Origin of the sequence: Clostridium muellerianum, assembly GCF_012926525.1 — a bacterium.
GTDB classification, from domain to species: Bacteria; Bacillota; Clostridia; order Clostridiales; family Clostridiaceae; genus Clostridium_AM; species Clostridium_AM muellerianum.
Genome location: NZ_JABBNI010000009.1, coordinates 67,006 through 86,088, shown reverse-complemented (window position 1 = coordinate 86,088; position 19,083 = coordinate 67,006). Strand labels below are relative to the sequence as shown.

Sequence of the window (19,083 nt, the reverse complement as noted above, 5' to 3'; positions counted from 1 at the left end):
TTTGAGCTTTAGACTAATTGAAAACATTTAGCAGTGAGTAAACGCTTATCCTATATCACGTAGTAAAAGTTAAAATCAAAACTTTTAATGCACTTTGCTCTGCATTATTTTTGTATTAACTTAAAGTTTTAAGGTTGCAAATATTTACAGATCAATGTAAAATATAAAATATAATAAGTAAAAATTTAATAAATAATTTTTTGTGGGGGTGCTGTAAGGCTGAGAAGAGAATTTCTCTAACCCTTTGAACCTGATCTAGGTAAAACTGGCGTAGGGAAGCAAGTATTAATGATATAAATCAATGTGTTTTTAAGTGTATTGCTTTTCGGTAATACACTTTTTTTGTTTCCTTAAGTAGATTAAGTTTACATCCACACAATTATATGGAGAGTGATTAGAATGAAAAAAGTATTAACTATTGCAGGATCAGACAGCTCGGGAGGAGCTGGAATACAAGCAGATTTAAAGACTATGAGTGCGCTAGGTGTTTATGGTATGAGTGTTATTACAGCAATAACGGCTCAAAATACTGTAGGAGTGCAAAAGGTAATGGATGTTACAGATGAAATTATAGAAGCGCAAATAGCATCTATATTTAGTGATATAGATGTGGACAGCGTAAAAATTGGAATGGTTTCCAATAGTAGAACTATAGGAATAATAAAAAAATCACTATTGAAATTTAAAGCAAAAAATATAGTATTAGATCCAGTTATGATTTCTAAAAGTGGATATTTTCTTCTACAGACGGAAGCACAGGAAGCTATAAAGGAGCTTGTGTCAATTGCAGATTTAGTAACACCTAATATTCCAGAAGCAGAAGTACTTACAAATATTAAAATAGAAAATTCAGAAGATATGAAAAATGCAGCAACAAGAATAAAGGCATTAGGTGCTAAGAATGTTTTAGTAAAAGGTGGACACAGATGTAATGATGCAAATGACATATTATTATGTGATGAAGGATTTATAAACTTAGAAGGACAGAGAATTAATACTAAAAATACACATGGAACAGGATGTACTCTATCTTCTGCAATAGCTTCTTATTTAGCTAAAGGCTATAGTGTAAAACAATCAGTAGCACTTTCAAAGGAATATATAACTATGGCTATAGAAAATTCATTTCCTATAGGAAGTGGGGTTGGACCAGTAGGACATTTTATTGATTTATATAAAAAGGCAGGTGTAAGTTTTGAATAAAATAAAAAATTCTTCTATGTTTTTACTTTGGGCTGGAGCTGCCATTTCTATATCTGAAATATATACAGGAGGGCTAATTGCCCCACTTGGTTTCTTTAAAGGATTTACAGCCATAATTTTAGGACACATTATAGGAACTATATTTTTAGCTTTAGGAGGATATATTTCCTTTACAGATAAGAAAAATGCAATGGAAAAGGTTAAGGATTGTTTAGGTTCCTATGGTGGGAAAATTGTAGCTTTTCTTAATGTACTTCAGCTTATAGGGTGGTCTGCAATTATGATTATACAAAGTGGACGTGCTTTAAATGGAATTTTTACTGTTCCTAAATTCTTAGGAATAATTATTACTGCAATCATAGTTTTTTTATGGTCATATTTCTTTAATAATTATTCTAAAAAGGTAAATGATATTTCGGTTATAATGCTTATAGCTATGTGCTTTATGATATTCTTTTCTTTTAATACATCAAATCAAGTATCAGCACAAGACTCTATAAGTTTTGTTACAGCTCTTGAAATATCTATATCTATGCCAGTGTCATGGTTACCTTTAATAGGTGATTATACTAAAGATGGAGAAAGTAAAAAAGGAGTACTTTTAGCAACCTTCGGAGGATATTTTATTGGAAGTTGTTTGATGTATATTTTAGGGTTATATATAAGCTTATATAGTGGAAAAGATGTAATAGAATTTTTATGTGGAAGTAGTGTAAAATGGGCAGCAGCATTTATAATAGTATTTTCTACAGTTACTACAACCTTCCTAGATATATATTCAGCTGTAATATCATCAAAACAATTATTTAAAGTAGAAAAAGAAAATATATTTATACTTATTTATTCTATTTTAGCTTTAGTTATAGCTTTTATATTCCCTATAGAAAGCTATCAAAATTTTTTATTAACTATAGGAAGTATTTTTGTTCCAGTTTACACAGTAGTTATTGTAGAACATTTTATAAAATCTACAAGTTATGGAGAAAAGCTTAATGTGGGAGGATTAATTTCAGCTTTAATTGGAATGGTACTTTATAATTATTTTGCTAAAATATCTTTTGGAATTCCAACTTTAATTGTGTTTATTATTGTATCTTTAATATATGTATCTTCTATAAAAATTTTAAACTTGGGAGGAGTTAGAAATGAATAATTTAAATGATCTTGATAGAGTAGCTAAGAGTATAACAGAACTTAAAGAAAAAGTTCCTTTGGTACAGTGCATAACAAATTATGTCACAATAAATGATTGTGCTAACATACTTTTAGCTTTTGGGGCTTCACCAGCTATGTGCGAAGCTTATGATGAAGTTTTTAACTTTGTAAAGTTATCTTCAGCACTATATATAAATGTTGGCACTTTAACAAAAGAACAGGAAGAAGCAGCAGTACTTGCAAGTATATCTGCAAAAATGAATAATATACCTGTAGTTTTAGATCCTGTAGCTTGTGGTGCTATACCAAGAAAACTTTCTGTAATAAATAGAATATTTGAACTAGGTCGCGTGGATATTATAAAAGGAAATATTGGAGAAATAAAATTTTTAGCAGGTGAAGCTTCAAAGGTAAGGGGAGTGGATTCTCTTGAAAATTCTGAAGGAGCTTTAGAATCTTGTATAAGGCTTGCAAATAAACTCAATTGTGTAGTTGTAGCTACTGGAAAAGAAGATTTTATTACTGATGGAAAGAGAAGTGCAGCTATTCAAAATGGTACAGAAATGCTTACCAAAGTAACTGGATCAGGATGTATGCTTGGAGCACTTTGTGGTGGTATGGCTGGAAGCTGTGAAGATAAGTTTATAGCTGCTGTAGCAGCAGTGCTTTCCATGAATATAGCAGGAGAGGGAGCTTACGAAGAAGCTAAAGTTCCTGGAACTTTTAAAGTTAAGCTTATGGATCATATTTATTGTTTATCAGAAGAAAAATTAAAGGAAGAAGGAAAAGTTATATGGAAATAGATTATAGTTTATATCTTATAACAGATAGAAGTTTTTTGAAGGATAGAAGTTTGAAAAGTGCTGTAGAAGAAGCAATTTTAGGTGGAGTCACTTTAGTACAAGTAAGAGAAAAAAATGTTTCCACTAGAGAATTTTATAATATAGCTTTAGAAGTAAAAGAGGTTACAAAATATTATAAAGTTCCTATAATAATAAATGATAGAATAGATATAGCTCAAGCTATAGATGCAGAGGGTGTACACTTAGGGCAAAGTGATATGCCTATAAAATTTGCAAGAAAAATACTAGGTAAAGAAAAAATTATAGGTATTTCCTCGGGAAATATAAAAGAAGCTATAGATGCTGAAAAAGATGGTGCAGATTATTTAGGGATAGGAACTGTATTTTATACTGGCACTAAAAAAGATATAAAAACACCTATTGGAATTGAAGGACTTAAAGAGGTATGCAATAGTATAAAAATACCTTCAGTAGCTATTGGTGGAGTAAATGAAACAAATTTTAAAGAAGTTTTAGATGCAGGAGTTAATGGAATTTCTGTAATATCAGCTATACTTGGAAAAGATGACATAAAACAAGCTGCGAAAAATTTAATTAATAGATAAAATAAGCGCAGTGGAAGTTTGAATTTTAACTTTTACTTCGTAATATAGGGTAAGTGTTTCATCACTGCTAAATGTTAAGCAGAAAGCCAAAATCTATGATTTTGTGCGAATCGCTTACTCCTCTGAGAAAACGAAGAGGAGTTTCCAATTAAATTTAAAATAAAGCTCAAAATTTATGAAAGCCTAAGAACTTTGTCAAACTCGGTTCCCTCAAACAAGACTAAAGTTCTAAGGCTTTCATAAATTTTTCGCTAAGAATAATAAAAAACAATTTAGGCATAAGCCTTCAGGATAGGCATATAAAGCAAGAATACAGCTTAACGTTTCTTCGCTTATTTGCGTTGCAATGTGCTCAATTTATAACAATCACAAAAATTAACATCTATAACTATAATATAATAATGAAATGCAAGATATAGAAGACAATATGACATTGAAGTAAGTTAAGGGAAAGAAGGTACCTATATGAAAAATAAAAAGATACTGCTAACTGGCGGAGCTGGATTTATAGGTTCAAATATATGCAAAATGTTATCATCAGAGAATGAAGTATTAATTTATGATAATTTAAATAGAAATTCAATAAAAAACACATCTTTATATGAAAAGAAAAATATAAATATAATCCAAGGTGATGTACTAGATTATTCCTATTTGAAAAAAGTTGTAGATGGATTTAAACCTAATATTGTTATCCATCTTGCAGCAATAGCAGGAATAGATACAGTTATTAAAAATCCTGTTGAAACTATGAAAGTTAATATGATAGGAACTTATAATATTTTGGAAAGTTTAAAAGACTATGCAGACAATATAGAGCGATTCATTGATTTTTCTACTAGTGAAGTTTTTGGAACCTATGCATATAAAGTAGATGAAAAAAGTACCACTAATTTAGCCCCAGTTGGAGAAGCAAGGTGGACTTATTCGGTAAGTAAACTGGCTGGAGAACATTTAGCTAATAGTTATTATAAGCAATATGGCTTAAGCATGGTTACTATAAGACCATTTAATATATATGGACCAGGGCAAGTAGGGGAAGGTGCTGTTCATGAATTTATTATAAGAGCAATTAAAAATGAACAAATTCAAATTCATGGAGATGGCGATCAAATAAGGTCATGGTGTTATATAGACGATTTTGTAAGTGGGATTAACTTATGCCTTGATAAAAAAGAAGCAGTTGGAAACTCTTTTAATATTGGAAATCCAAAGGGGACTATAACAATAGGTATGTTGGCACAATTAATAAAACAAATAGCAAATTCAAAATCTAAAATTGTCTATGTACCTAAAAATTACGTAGATGTAGAGCTGAGAGTGCCAAGCATAGAAAAGGCTGTAAAGTTATTGGGATTTGAACCTAAATATGATTTAGTTCAGGGGTTAAGAAAAACAATAGAATGGTATAGGAGTGTAGAAAAGTGATTAAGTTATCTAGACCTGATATTGGAAATGACGAATTAGAAGAAATAAGAAAGGTTCTGGACTCAAAATATTTAGTACAAGGAGAAAAAGTACAAGAATTTGAAAATATGGTTTCAGACTATTTGAATGTCAAACATTGCATAGCAGTTAGTAGTGGAACAGCTGCATTACATCTAGCTTTGATAGCTTTGAATGTAAAATCTGGAGATGAGGTTATTGTTCCTGATTTTACTTTTCCAGCAACATCTAATGTAGTGGAACTTGTAGGTGCTAAGAGTAAGTTTGTAGATATAAGTTTAAATAGTTTTTGTATTGATGAGACTAAAATAGAAGAAAACATTACAAAAAAAACAAAAGTTATTATGCCAGTTCAGGAATTTGGTCAAAGTTCTAATATGGACAAGATAATGGAATTAGCTAAGAAGTACAAATTAAAGGTTATTGAAGATGCTGCATGTGCACTAGGCTCAGAATATAAGGGAAGAAAGGTAGGTACTATTGGTAATCTAGGATGTTTTAGTTTTCATCCTAGAAAAGCTATTACTACAGCAGAAGGTGGGATGGTAGTAACTAACGATGATGAACTTTATGAAAAAATTAAGATTCTTAGAAATCATGGTATAAGTTATTTAAATGGAAATGTAAGTTTTACTGCAGCTGGATTTAATTACAGAATGACTGATATTCAAGGTGCTTTGGGAATTGTACAAATGAAAAAACTAAAAGACATTATTGATTATAGGATACTTTTAACTAAAGAATATGATAGATTATTAAAAAAACAGATTAATTTAAAAATTCCAGTTAAACAAAGTTATGGAAGACATGTATATCAAACTTATCATGTTCTATTGAATAATAAAATTAATAGAGATTTATTAAAAGAAAAATTAAAAGATAAAGGAATAGAAACAAATATAGGAGCTTATGCAGTACACTATCAGGATTACTATAAGCAAAAATATGCATATAATGATAATCTGTTTAAAAATGCTCTTGCAGCATATAACCAAGGATTAGCACTTCCGCTACATTGTGAATTAGATATAAAAGATATAAGTTTTGTTTGTGATGCTATAAAATGTATATTGCAATAAAAATTTTATCAGTCAAGCTTTCATCTCTTTTATATGTGGGATAACAGATGATATGTTCGTAGATAATCTTTTTTAAGACTTAAATAAAGGAAAAATTTATTGCAAGCAAGCTTTTATTTCAAATTAAGATGATTTTGTATATATAGAAAGAAGGGATAAATTGAAACAAGAAAATCCCGATATGAAATTAAAAAATTCTACTTTAAATTTTAGTGATATTGATAATAGCAATTTGAAGGTTATACATGGGACTATTGAAATTGCCAATCAAATGCATACTATTAGCGAAGGATTAAAAAAATTAGGGGTTGATACTAAAACCTTAAATTATTACCCAAGTTATTTAGGATATAAAAATGATTATACTTTAGATGTATGTTGTTTTAAATATATTAATGAAGCAGATATAGAGACTAAAAAAATAGCAGCAAAACTCATTGATGAAAACAATATTTTTCATTTTCACTTTGGTACAACTTTAACTTTGGATAATTCTGATTTAAAGATATTAAAGAGTTTAAATAAAAAAGTTATTATGCATCATTGGGGATCAGATGTAAGAAGAATTTCTATTGCAAAAAAAATTAATCCATATGTAGAGACTAAGAATTTGGATGAAGAAAGTATTAAGAGAAATCTAGATTTTTTATCAAAATATATAGATTGTTGTATTGTGGCAGATTGGGAACTATATTGTTATGTAAAAGATTTTTATAAAAATGTAGCAGTAATTCCACAGGCTATAGAAATAGAAAAGTATGATTTATCAACCAAAAGTATAAAAGAGAATAAAAAATTTCTAATTGTTCATGCACCTACTAATAGAACTGTTAAGGGTACTAAATTCATAATAGATGCAGTAGAAAAGCTAAAGCTTAAATATGATTTTAAGTTTAAATTAGTAGAAAATTTTTCACATGAAGAGGCAAAAAAAATTTATCAGGAGGCTGATTTAATTATAGATCAGCTACTTTTAGGAGAGTATGGATTATTTACTTTAGAATGTATGGCTATGGGAAAACCGGTTATTTGTTATATAAGTAATTATATGAAAAGTTATTATCCTAAGGATTTGCCAGTTATTTCTGCTAATTGTGATGAAATAGAAACAAAGTTAGAGTTTATATTGAATAATAGAGATATGTTAAAAAATATAGGTTTTAAAGGTAGAAAGTATGTTGAAAAGTATCATGATCACTTAATTGTATCAAAAAGATTACTAGATTTATATAAAGGAAGTGATAATTATAGAGTTTGAAAAAGAATTTGAAAATTATATTAAACAAAAGAGAGATATGCTATATAAAAATTGGAATAGAGTTTTGCCTACTAATGAATTGTTTTTTGACAGGTGGAAAAAGGCGGAATATGTCAATTGTGGAGAAAATACTAGCATATATGATAGTAGTGTTATTATGGGAAATGTGTGCATTGGAAAAAATGTGTGGATTGGTCCTTTTACGCTGTTAGAAGGTATAAATGGTAAACTTACAATAGGGGATAACTGTGATATTTCTGCAGGTGTCCATATATATACTCATGATTCTTCATTGAATGTAATAAGTGGTGGAAAGGTTCCTTTAAAAAAAGGGAATGTTTACATTGGAAATAATACTTATATTGGTAGTATGTCTGTAATTAAAGAAGATGTAAGCATAGGAAATAGTTGCATCATTGGAGCCAATAGTTTTGTGAATAAGGATATACCAGATAATTGTGTGGCTGTTGGCACTCCAGCAAAAATAATAGGTAAAGTTATTGTAAATGGTGAAAATACTAAGATAGAATATTTTACAAAGTAGTTTCATATGCCTAATTAAAGAAAAATTGTGGATCAATAGTATATTTCCACAATTTTTGATTTTAACTTTAATTATCTATTGTTTTTATGACACACTTTTAATTTTTATTAATAGTATATATTGAAGTACAAGGCAATGTACTTTAATATTAACTAAAAATTAAGAGGTGAAGAACTTTGGCTAATAGTATAGTATTTCAAGATTCAGCTAGTCAATTAAAAACGGCGATATATGGTTATGACTCAAGCTCAAGTAGTTATAAATCAGTGAGTGTTAGCTCAAGTGGAGCATTAGATGTTAAGGTTGGAACAATAGCTAAAGTTAATATATTAGGAACAGTAACAAAAGTTAGCACAATAGGGGTATTAGGCACAGTAAGCAAAGTAGACGCATTAGGAACTTTGGGAACGGTAACAAAAGTTAGCGCATTAGGAGTATTAGGAACGGTAACAAAGGTCAGCGCACTTGGAACATTGGGAAAGGTTAATTTATTAGGCACAGTAAGCAAAGTAGACGCATTAGGAACCTTAGGAACGGTAACGAAAGTTAGTTCAATAGGAACTTTGGGAACAGTAGCAAAAGTAAGCACACTTGGGACATTGGGTAAAGTTAATTTATTAGGCACAGTAAGTAAAGTAGACGCATTAGGAACCTTAGGAACGGTAACGAAAGTTAGTTCAATAGGAATTTTGGGAACAGTAACAAAAGTAAGCACACTTGGAACATTGGGTAAAGTTAATCTATTAGGCACAGTAAGCAAAGTAGACGCATTAGGAACCTTAGGAACAGTAACGAAAGTTAGTTCAATAGGAACTTTGGGAACGGTAATAAAGGTCAGCACACTTGGAACATTGGGAAAGGTTAATTTATTAGGAACAGTAAGTCAAGTAGACGCATTAGGAACCTTAGGAACAGTAACGAAAGTTAGTTCAATAGGAACTTTGGGAACAGTAACAAAAGTAAGCACACTTGGAACGTTAGCTAAAGTTAATATATTAGGAACTGCTCAAATCTGTGGTTATAACGGAGGAACTGTTCAAGGTATTAAAGTTGATACTACTGGACAATTAATGGTTAACGTTAATGATAGAAAGTTTGTTGAAATTTATGAAACTGTTGATTCTGTAGGAAATGTTATGAAATATGGAACTGTTATAGATACTTCAAAATTTCAAGATACAAGTTGGTATATTAAGAATGTTACAAGTAGTAATGTAGTACCAGTAACTGTACAAGTTTCAGTAGCACCAACTCATGGAGCCACTTATGTAGAAACTAATGAAAAAGTTTCATTAGAAGATAATACACCAAAGATTATTACGGCAGATTACTATTTCCATTATACTAGGCTTCAACTCAAAGCAAGTACAGCAACTCATTCACAATCTGTGCAGATTTGGTTTAATGGAAGGTATTAAAGATTAATAGCTGAGAAGTACTTTAATGTGCTTCTTGGCTTTTTCATAAATTAAAAAGAATTACGAGGTGATTTGCCAGTGATTAATGAAATTAGTCTTTGTATGATAGTAAAAAATGAAGAAGAAAATCTTGAAAGATGTATCAAAAGCATTAAAGATTTAGTTGATGAAATAATAATAGTTGATACAGGGTCTACAGATAAAACGGTGGAAATAGCAAAAAGTTATGGGGCTAAGGTATATTATTTTAAATGGTGTGACGATTTTAGTGCTGCAAGAAATGAATCCTTAAAATATGCAACAAAAGATTGGATTTTGATTATGGATGCAGATGATGAATTTTGTATGGAAGATAAAGAAAAGTTTAAAAAGTTAATTAAAAATCTTAATGATAATATTTTATATTATTTTGAAACTCTAAGTTATTTAGGAGATGAAAAAAGTTTAAATGTAAATGTAAATTTAAATCCACGTCTTTTTAAAAATAACTTTGGATATTATTATAGTGGAGCAGTGCATAATCAACTATTAAATTCGGACATTTCGGTTATTGGAAGGTCGGAACCATTAAGGATATATCATTATGGATATATGAAGAAAAATATGATTGATAAAAATAAGAGAGAAAGGAATATGAATATTCTAAAAAGGTTGATAAGGGAACAACCAGACAATAAATTTAATTACTTTAATTTAGGAAATGAATATTGTTGTTTAAATGAAAAGAAAAAAGCTTTGCAATGCTACTATAAAGCATATGAAGGCTTTGATCCACGTTTAGGGTACTCTTCAAAGTTATTGGAAAAAATAATCATTGTAAATTATGAGCTAAAACATTTTAATAAGGCTTTGGAATTTATAAATATTAGTCTTCATTATTATCCAAGTTTTACAGACTTATATTATATGATGGGAACTATATATAATGATGAAGATAAGCCATTATTAGCAATAAAGTCATTTCAAAAATGTATAGAGTTAGGAGCCCCACCTGCTTCTCTAAAATCAATTTATGGAGTAGGAAGTTTCAGATCATACAATGAAATGTCCAGAATATATATGAAGCTAAATGATTATGATACTGCGTATAAATATTGTATTGAAGCAATAAAATCGAAGCCTGATTATATAGGACCGTTATATGATATTGCACACATATTTAAAGAAAAGAATACACCAATAGATGAATTTAAAAATAAAATAGAAAGCTTTTTTTCCGATTTTCCAAGGGAATATTTTTTTATTGCACATTTATTTTACACAGAGGGATACTATGAAATTGCCTTGGAATATATAGAAAAGTTAGAGGCAAAAGAAGAGCTTTCACAAGATATTGTGATTTTTAAAACTAAATGTCTTGTAAGAACATTTAAATTTAGTGAGTGTATTGAAATAGATTCTATATCTAAAGATAATTCACTTTACTTGAAACTTTCAATGTATAAAGTTATAAGTTTAATTATAATAGATAGGTTTGATTTGGCGTTAAATATTATAAATAGCTTTGATGAAAGTGATTTATTTGATGATGATAAAAAAATGTTTAAGGTATATAGACAATTAGTAAACTTGTTTATGGATAAACAAACCTTTGTTTTATCAGAAAGCAAAGAAGAAAAAAGTTATAATGAGTTTATATTTGAAATTGTTGATATATTTATTATAAATAAAGAATTTAATAAATTGGAGAAGGCTTTAAATTTACTGAATTTAATAAGTGATAAATCTGTATTGCTTGAGCTTGGAAAAATATATTATAAACATGGGTACAAAGATATGGCAAAAAAGGAAATAATGCGATCAATAAAACTTTTTGAGACAATTGATAGGGAAGGGGTAGGGATCCTTCAGAGCACACTTTTCAATTGTAATTCATAATATACATTGAATTAAGTATGTTGAATAATGTGGTAGAGGTGACGGAGAAAATGTCCAATGGAATCAGTTTATGCATGATTGTAAAAGATGAAGAGGAAAATCTTCCAAGATGTCTTGAAAGTGTTAAAGATATAGTAGATGAAATGATAATAGTTGATACAGGATCTACTGATAAAACAGTTGAAATAGCAAAAAGCTATGACGCAAAGATATATTATTTTAAATGGTGTAATAATTTTAGCGCTGCAAGAAATGAATCACTGAAATATGCAACAAAAGATTGGATTTTGATTATGGATGCAGATGATGAATTTTGCAAAGATGACGAAGAAAAATTTCGAAATGTAGTTAAGAATCTTGATAATAATATGGTTTATTTTTTTGAAACATTGTGTTATTTTGGAGTTCAGGCAAGTAATAATTTGACTATAAATTTAAATCCAAGACTGTTTAAAAATAATTATGGGTATTGTTATGAAGGAGCTATACACAATCAATTAACTAATAACGAACATTCTATTAAGGGAAAGAATGAACCTATAAAAATATACCACTATGGATATTTAGATGATAGTTTAATAAGTAAAAATAAAAGTAAAAGAAATATTACCATTTTAGAGGAAGAAATAAAAAAGAATCCACAAAATAAATTTAATTATTTTAATTTGGGAAATGAGTATTCTTCAATAAATAATGAAGAAAAAGCATTAGAAAATTATTACAAGGCATATGAAGAATTTGATGAAACCACAGGTTTTGCTCCAAAGTTAATTGAAAGAATAGTTATGAGTAATTATAGCCTAGGAAATTATAATAAAGCTCTTGAATTTATAGGTACTGGACTTAAATACTATTTACAATTTACAGATTTATATTATTTTAAAGGTTTAATATTAGCTGCACAAGATAAACCTACGCTAGCAATAAGAGCATTTGAAAAGTGTATACAAATTGGAGAAACACCATCAATGCTTAAGTCTATTTATGGAACAGATGGTTTTAGAGTTTCTCATGAATTAGCGCAAATATATATGAAACTAAAAGATTATGATACAGCGTATGATTATTGTGTTCAAACAATAAGATTAAAACCTGATTATTTAGTACCACTATACAATATTGCTCATATATTAAAGGAAAAACAAACACCATTGAATGAATTTAAGAATATTATAGAAAATTTCTTTACTGATTTTCCGAGAGAATATACTATAGTTGCAGATTTATTTTATATGGAAGGATATTATGAAACCGCATTAGAATATATAAATAAATATGAAATAGAAACAGATGTTTCAGATGAGCTTAAATTTTTTAAAGTAAAATGTCTTATAAGATCATCGAAATTTCATGAGTGCATTGAGTATACAAAAAATATATCTGGGAATAGTTTATATTATTTTCAAATCATGATGTATAGGGTTATTTGTTTTGCTATTATTAATGAATATGAATCAGCATTTGGCACAATAAATCGATTGAAAGATAGATTGCTTGATTATAATAAAAAGGTGTTAGAAGTATATAAGCAATTTTTAAATTTTATTAGTGGTAATGAAACTTCTATTTTATCTGAAGATGAAAATGAAATAGATTATACATCAACTATATTTGAAATTTGTGAAGTGCTTCTTATAAATAAAGAATTTGATAAATTGGAAAAAGCTTTGAATTTATTGAATTTAGTAAGTGATAAGTCAGTATTACTACAGCTTGGAAAATTATACAATAAGCATGGGTATATAGATATGGCAAGAAAAGAAATAATAAGATCTATAAAGTTATTTGATATAATAGATAAAGAAGCATTAGATATTCTTAAAATTAACATTGAGTAATCTTAGTTAAATCTGTGTAGCAAATAGAATTTATAAATGAAGTCTTAAATATAATGCCAGTATTTATTTTGATATTGGCATTACTAAAGTTCTTTATTTTGACTATATATTAAAGACTTTTATTTAAGAAACGAGAATTAAAATAAGTACAATTATATATGGATAAGATTTACTTAATTTATAGAAAGGTGAAAACTTATGATTGAATGGTATGATAAGCCTTGGACTGAAGTTGTTAAAACTTTGGAAAGCAATATGTATTCAGGATTGGATGAGGAACAAATAAAACCTCATAGAGATAAATATGGAAGTAATAAAATAGCAGTACCTAAGCCGCCCACATTAGGGAAGTTAATTAAAAACCAAATTAAAAATTTCTGGATGATAATTTTAATTATAGTTTCTGCGGCATTTATTTATTTAGGTCAATATGTTCCAGCTGGTGTAGGTTTTTTTATAATTATAGTTAATTTCTTATTTGTTGTGTTAAGTGAATATAACGAAGGAAAAAAATTAAAAACACTGCAGAAGTTAAATATGGGCTTAGCTAGAGTTGTTAGAGAAGGAAGAACCCTTAAAATACCTGCAGAACAATTAGTAGTTGGTGATATTTTAATAGTAGGTAAAGGAGACTCTATAAAAGCAGACTTAAGAGTTATTGAAAGTGATGATTTAAAAGTTAATGAAAGTTCCGTCACAGGAAAAAATTTCATATCAGAAAAATATGAAACGAAAATAATAGATAAAGAGTTAAAATTATCGGATATGAAAAATATACTTTTCAAATCATCTTATGTGACTGATGGAAGTGGTACAGGTATAGTAATTGCCACCGGTATGAATACTCAAATATCTAATATAATTAAATTATTTCTTGGAGAAAAAGAAAATGGCAAATCCTTTAATGAAAGGGTTAATGGTATATTAAATTTATTTACTTTATATATGTTGATACCTTTAATTATGATATTAGGCATTGATTTTTTTCAGAAACAAAATGTGAAATATTTAATTAAGTTTTTTTCAACTATGCTATTAAATTCTATACCTCAAACAATGATAGTTATTATGTCTATTGTATCTATTATTTTACTGGGGATAGCAAAAAAACAATCTATAGAGTTTAAAAACTTATCTGTTATGGAAAAGTTATCGCAGGTTTCTGTTATTTGTACAGATAAAATAGGTGCTTTTTCCAGCAATAAGATGAAAGTTGCAAAAATATATTCTGATGAAGTTTTAATTGATGCAATAGGAGAGGAATTAAAACAGGGTATATCTGAAGATAAAGATGTAAACATGTACAGAATGACTAATATAGGGTTACTTTGTAATGACACTAAAAGTAGTGGAGGAAAGTTAGTAAATTCTAAGGATGATTTAATGGAAATAGCCTTAGTAAAATTTGCAAGAGAAAATGGAATAGATAAAAGAGATTTAGAAAGAAAGCACGAAAGAGTTAAACAAATATCTTTTGACACAGAAAGAAGAATGATGACAACTATAAATGTTGTGGATGAAAATTATAGAGCTAATATTAAAGGTGCAGTAGATTCTATATTATCTAGATGTACTTATATTATGAAGGATGGATTAGAGGCAGAAATAACAGAAGAGGATATAGAAAAAATAAAGCAAGCAGATATAAACATGTCTAATGAATGTCTATCAGTTATTGCTGTGGCCTATAGAAATTTCATCTATGAACCAAGTTTAAATGAAAACATAGAAAGTCATTTGGTTTTTGCAGGATTGTTTGGGTTTGAAAATATTATAAGAGAGGATGCTTTAGAGGCAATAGAAAAAAGCAGCTTTTTAAATATTAAACCTATTATAATTACAGATGATAATAAACTTACAGCATTTGCATTAGGAAAGAAATTAGAAACAATATCTAATCTGCAGCAGATCTTATCTGGTGTTGAAATTGATAACATGCCTGATGAAGAATTTAAAAGAGTTGGGGATAAAATAAATATTTTTTCAAGAATAGATTCAAGACATAAAGTTAAAATAATAAGAAACTTAAAGGAGTATGGCTACACTACAGCTATTACGGGAGCAAAGTTAACAGATTTACCTGCTTTAAGAGTTTCAGATGTAGGAATTACTACATCAAGCAGTAATATAGTAAAAAAACTATCTGATATAGTTGTTAAGGATATTAACTTTTTACAAATTTTAAATTCTATTGAGGATAGCAGAAAGATAATAAGTGTAATAAAAAAGGTAATTTTATATATTATTACTAATAGTGCGGCTATGTTTATCTTTGTTTGTATGATGCATCTTTATAAGAAAGAACTTCCCTTCATGATGCAGGAAGGATTAATATTTAGTTGTTTAGTAATGGTATTATCATGTATAGCTATTACATATCAATACAAGAATGAAAAAAGAGAATGTGATAGTTACATAATAGATAAGGATATTGTAAAAGATAATAAGTTCTTTATAATATCTAATGCTGCTTTAATGGGAATAGCTGCTTTTATAGCATTTCAATTAGGGTATAGCAAAGGAATAATATTTGCACAAGCGTTGTCTATTGGTGTATTAAATTTAAATTCTATAATATTTACTTATAGTTTTTCAAATAAATTATTTTTTAAAAATGCATTTTCAAATTTTGTTATATTTATAAGCTTTATTATACAATGGATCATTTTATACTTTATTTCAGGTTTTAATGTTATATTTAATCTTAATTATTTAAGAACAATAGGTATATTTATAGGTATTTGTTTTATAATATGCCTATTTAAAAAATTTGATAAAGAAGAGATATATGATTAAATCTTCTACTACCTGGATAAGATTAGTAGTAGGAGGGGATAAATAATGAAAAAACCATTAGTGTACTATGCCATTTCATTGTTTATAGGATGCCTTTCTGCTTTAATGTTATTTAAGAGTGTTATTGCGGGTGCAGTTATTACTGCATCCCTTTTTGTTATACTTTTTTTAAATATAGATAGAAAGTTCTTTTATATAAACATAGCATTCTTTTTTACCGGAGTTTTAAGCTTCATGATGTATTTTTATATTCAAGTTCCCGAAAATGTGAATGTAAGGATAATTGAAAGAAAAGGTTATTACTATTTAGCAAATTATAAAGGAAGAAAATTAATATTAAAGGGAAATATAGCTAAATTCCAGGAAGGGGAAAAGATTAGTGCTCATGGGAAACTTCAAAAGGAAATGGATTTAGAAAGAGGAATAGTTGGAGTATACAAAATAAAGAATTACAAGTGTTGTAAGAAGGATTGGATTTTTTATTTGTATGAAATAAAAAGAAATATTTATTTGCAATTAAGGCAGAGTTTAGGAGAAGATAAAGCAGCTATAATAATGTCTCTTTGTTATGGAGATACACAATACCTATCTAAGGATTCTAAAAGTGAATTTCAAAAGTTAGGTGTTATTCATGCAGTTAGTGTATCAGGATTTCACATTGCAATAATATATAAGGTAATGGAGAAAATTGTAGGATTAAAGCTGGCAATACTAGTTTCTTTTGTATATGTTTTGTTTACAGGACTGCAGCCTGCTACTATAAGATCTTTTGTTATGATATTAATATTTAAGCTTTCAAAGATATTATTCAAAAATTATGATAGTATATCTTCTTTAAGTTTAGCAGCTTTGATTTTACTTTTAATAAAACCTTATTATATAACTGACATAGGGTTTATGCTATCTTTTTTAGCTACTTTAGGTATACTTTTATATTATAAAAAGATTTCTAGAGTTTTATATAAAATACCACAAAAGTTAAATGAAAGTTTAAGTGTAACCTTGAGTTCTCAAATATTTTCTGTTCCATATATAGCTTTTACCATAAAAAGTTTTAGTCCAGGTTTTATAATTGGAAATTTGCTTTTACTGCCTATGTATTCTATTATAGTTATTTTAGGCAACCTGGTTCTTCTTGTATGTGGTTCTAAAATAATGTTTGAATTTATGTGTAAAATTCTTAATTTTATAATGATTGCTTTAGATGGAGCAAATTATTTGATTTTAAAAACATGTCCTGAAGTAACCAACTTAACTTATTTAGATGGTATAGTGTTAACACTAATATTTATAAGCTGTTTATTATATAAACATGGATATAGAAAATATAAGTATATGCCGTTTTTATTACTTATACCCATGGTTTTTCAAAACTATGATTTTATTCCTAAAATATATTATATAAATTTTCAAAATGCTGAAGCAGTTATTGTAAAATATAAAAGAGAGAGTACAATGATATGTAATTATGATGAAAGGTATGTCAAAGACATTATAAATTTAAAAGAACAAATGAATGTAAATAAAGTTATTAATACCATTGAAGGAAGTAGAATAGTAAAATTAAATAATAAATTATATATAAAAACTATGCCGTGTTATAAAAATGATTCTATAAATGTGTGTATTTATAATGGTAAGTGTAAGTTTGCTTTATTAAGTCATGAGTGTCAAAAACACGATAGAGCAATTTTGAAATACTATAATAAAGTAGAATTTTTGCCAGGTCATTTAAAAGATAATGGAAAATATTCCGGCTATAGGAATGAGGAAAAGTACACTTTATATGCTATAATATTTAACGGAATATATAAAGTAAATTAATAGTTAATGTGGATTTTTTCTGTTATACTACAAAAAAATCTTTGATTAAATTCTTGAAGGCTCGTCTTGCTAAAGCAGAACATTGTTGATCTCTTATTTATATAAATTTAAAGATTTTTTGAGACAGCTAAAAATCATCTTTCACTATTAATTCTTAATTATTAATTTTTTTAAATTAGAAATAAGGATGGAGGAAAATTTTTTGATTGATATATTTACATTTAATGAAAATATTAAAAAAAATATTATAGACAACTGCTACTTGTTTTGTGGTATAGATGAACAGCTTATGAAGGATGGAATAAATTCTATAATAAATAAAGTTATAGATAAAAACTTTATGGATTTAAATTATGTTAAATTTGATGGCAGCCTACTAGAAAGTTTTGATCCTGTTATTAATGCTTGTGAAACACTACCATTTATGAGTGATAAAAAAGTAGTATTAGTATATAGAGCTAATTTTTTTCAAGATGATAAAAATGATAGTAATTTAAAAAAGGTTTATGAGTACATACCTAAATTACCCAATTCCTGTATACTTATATTTTATGATGTTTTTAAAAGTAAAAGAGATAAGCCTGGAAAAAATATATATAAGTTAGATAAAAAGTTATGTGTAGTAAAGGCTGATAAGATAAAAGGACAGCAGCTTGAGACAAAAATAAAAGGTTTTTTTGAAGCAAAAGGTAAACAAATTGGAAAAGTCGAACTTAGAGCTTTTTCTAGTCTTATGAATGAAAATAACTTAAGTATTATCGAGAATGAAATTGAAAAGCTATGCTGCTATACCTGTAATGAATCAATATCAAAAGAGGATATAAAGGAGTTATTTCTAAAAAATAATGATGATGATATTTTTGATTTGATAAATCCAATATCTCAAAAGAATGTAAAAGAATCTGTTGAAGTGTTAAATGAGCTTATATATAGAGGTGAAAAGATACCTTATATATTAAATATGATAGAAAGACAATTTAATCGTCTATTTAGAGTGAGATTATTACTAGAAAATAAGAAAAGTAAACAGGATATTATGAAAGAACTTAATATAAGGTCAGATTATGCATGTGATATAATTATAGGACAAAGTAAAAGGTTCACACTAAAACAATTAAAGAGAGCACTGCAGTTATGTTTAGATGCAGAACAGAAAATAAAAAGTTCTACTATAAATCAAAAAACTGAAATAGAGTTACTTATAATAAACACTATTACAGGATAAAAATAAAAAAC

14 protein-coding genes and 1 riboswitch are annotated in these 19,083 nt (G+C 27.8%); all 14 genes read left to right on the top strand.

Features of this window, described 5'->3' with window-relative positions; genetic code table 11:
• The first annotated feature begins 194 nt into the window (after positions 1-194).
• Positions 195-295: riboswitch (TPP riboswitch) on the top strand.
• A gap of 104 nt (positions 296-399) precedes the next feature.
• The 14 genes from thiD (at position 400) to holA (ending at position 19,072) form a co-directional block, all read left to right on the top strand.
• Positions 400-1,203 (top strand): bifunctional hydroxymethylpyrimidine kinase/phosphomethylpyrimidine kinase, encoded by an 804-nt coding sequence (thiD, locus tag HBE96_RS04570; RefSeq protein ID WP_169296575.1) that lies wholly within the window; start codon positions 400-402, stop codon positions 1,201-1,203.
• On the top strand, positions 1,196-2,356 hold the full coding sequence (gene cytX / locus HBE96_RS04565; RefSeq protein WP_169296574.1) for a putative hydroxymethylpyrimidine transporter CytX: 1,161 nt from the start codon (positions 1,196-1,198) through the stop codon (positions 2,354-2,356). Before thiD ends, cytX begins: the two co-directional genes overlap by 8 nt.
• On the top strand, positions 2,349-3,161 hold the full coding sequence (thiM, locus tag HBE96_RS04560) for a hydroxyethylthiazole kinase (RefSeq protein WP_169296573.1): 813 nt from the start codon (positions 2,349-2,351) through the stop codon (positions 3,159-3,161). The genes cytX and thiM overlap by 8 nt, the downstream gene beginning before the upstream one ends.
• Complete coding sequence (gene thiE, locus HBE96_RS04555; RefSeq protein WP_169296572.1) at positions 3,152-3,766, top strand: thiamine phosphate synthase; 615 nt, start codon at positions 3,152-3,154, stop codon at positions 3,764-3,766. The genes thiM and thiE overlap by 10 nt, the downstream gene beginning before the upstream one ends.
• A 465-nt stretch (positions 3,767-4,231) precedes the next feature.
• The gene (locus tag HBE96_RS04550; RefSeq protein WP_169296571.1) at positions 4,232-5,194 is read left to right on the top strand and encodes an NAD-dependent epimerase/dehydratase family protein; all 963 of its coding nucleotides are present in this window, start codon (positions 4,232-4,234) and stop codon (positions 5,192-5,194) included.
• Positions 5,191-6,291, top strand: a complete 1,101-nt coding sequence (locus tag HBE96_RS04545; protein ID WP_169296570.1) for an aminotransferase class I/II-fold pyridoxal phosphate-dependent enzyme — start codon at positions 5,191-5,193, stop codon at positions 6,289-6,291. The genes HBE96_RS04550 and HBE96_RS04545 overlap by 4 nt, the downstream gene beginning before the upstream one ends.
• Before the next feature lie 160 nt (positions 6,292-6,451).
• Positions 6,452-7,549 carry a glycosyltransferase family protein gene (locus HBE96_RS04540; RefSeq protein WP_243186836.1) on the top strand — a complete coding sequence of 366 codons (1,098 nt, stop codon included), beginning with the start codon at positions 6,452-6,454 and terminating at the stop codon, positions 7,547-7,549.
• Positions 7,530-8,093: an acyltransferase gene (locus HBE96_RS04535; RefSeq protein WP_342590152.1), complete on the top strand. Its 564-nt coding sequence runs from the start codon at positions 7,530-7,532 to the stop codon at positions 8,091-8,093. Before HBE96_RS04540 ends, HBE96_RS04535 begins: the two co-directional genes overlap by 20 nt.
• A gap of 176 nt (positions 8,094-8,269) precedes the next feature.
• Complete coding sequence (locus HBE96_RS04530; RefSeq protein ID WP_169296569.1) at positions 8,270-9,511, top strand: DUF6385 domain-containing protein; 1,242 nt, start codon at positions 8,270-8,272, stop codon at positions 9,509-9,511.
• Positions 9,512-9,589: 78 nt separating this feature from the next.
• On the top strand, positions 9,590-11,389 hold the full coding sequence (locus tag HBE96_RS04525; RefSeq protein ID WP_169296568.1) for a glycosyltransferase: 1,800 nt from the start codon (positions 9,590-9,592) through the stop codon (positions 11,387-11,389).
• Positions 11,390-11,439: 50 nt separating this feature from the next.
• The gene (locus HBE96_RS04520; RefSeq protein ID WP_169296567.1) at positions 11,440-13,227 is read left to right on the top strand and encodes a tetratricopeptide repeat-containing glycosyltransferase family 2 protein; all 1,788 of its coding nucleotides are present in this window, start codon (positions 11,440-11,442) and stop codon (positions 13,225-13,227) included.
• A gap of 198 nt (positions 13,228-13,425) precedes the next feature.
• Positions 13,426-16,023 (top strand): cation-translocating P-type ATPase, encoded by a 2,598-nt coding sequence (locus HBE96_RS04515; RefSeq protein ID WP_169296566.1) that lies wholly within the window; start codon positions 13,426-13,428, stop codon positions 16,021-16,023.
• Positions 16,024-16,068: 45 nt separating this feature from the next.
• Positions 16,069-17,847 (top strand): ComEC/Rec2 family competence protein, encoded by a 1,779-nt coding sequence (locus HBE96_RS04510; protein ID WP_169296565.1) that lies wholly within the window; start codon positions 16,069-16,071, stop codon positions 17,845-17,847.
• Between the two features lie 202 nt (positions 17,848-18,049).
• Entirely contained in the window at positions 18,050-19,072 is a 1,023-nt protein-coding gene (holA, locus tag HBE96_RS04505; protein ID WP_169296564.1) for a DNA polymerase III subunit delta, read from the top strand.
• Positions 19,073-19,083 lie beyond the last annotated feature (11 nt).

What these genes read in the sequence shown, in the direction of transcription:
- thiD (WP_169296575.1), top strand. Translation starts at nt 400, where the DNA reads ATGAAAAAAGTATTAACTATTGCAGGATCAGACAGCTCGGGAGGAGCT.
- thiM (WP_169296573.1), top strand. Translation starts at nt 2,349, where the DNA reads ATGAATAATTTAAATGATCTTGATAGAGTAGCTAAGAGTATAACAGAA.
- thiE (WP_169296572.1), top strand. Translation starts at nt 3,152, where the DNA reads ATGGAAATAGATTATAGTTTATATCTTATAACAGATAGAAGTTTTTTG.
- HBE96_RS04550 (WP_169296571.1), top strand. Translation starts at nt 4,232, where the DNA reads ATGAAAAATAAAAAGATACTGCTAACTGGCGGAGCTGGATTTATAGGT.
- HBE96_RS04520 (WP_169296567.1), top strand. Translation starts at nt 11,440, where the DNA reads ATGTCCAATGGAATCAGTTTATGCATGATTGTAAAAGATGAAGAGGAA.
- HBE96_RS04515 (WP_169296566.1), top strand. Translation starts at nt 13,426, where the DNA reads ATGATTGAATGGTATGATAAGCCTTGGACTGAAGTTGTTAAAACTTTG.
- HBE96_RS04510 (WP_169296565.1), top strand. Translation starts at nt 16,069, where the DNA reads ATGAAAAAACCATTAGTGTACTATGCCATTTCATTGTTTATAGGATGC.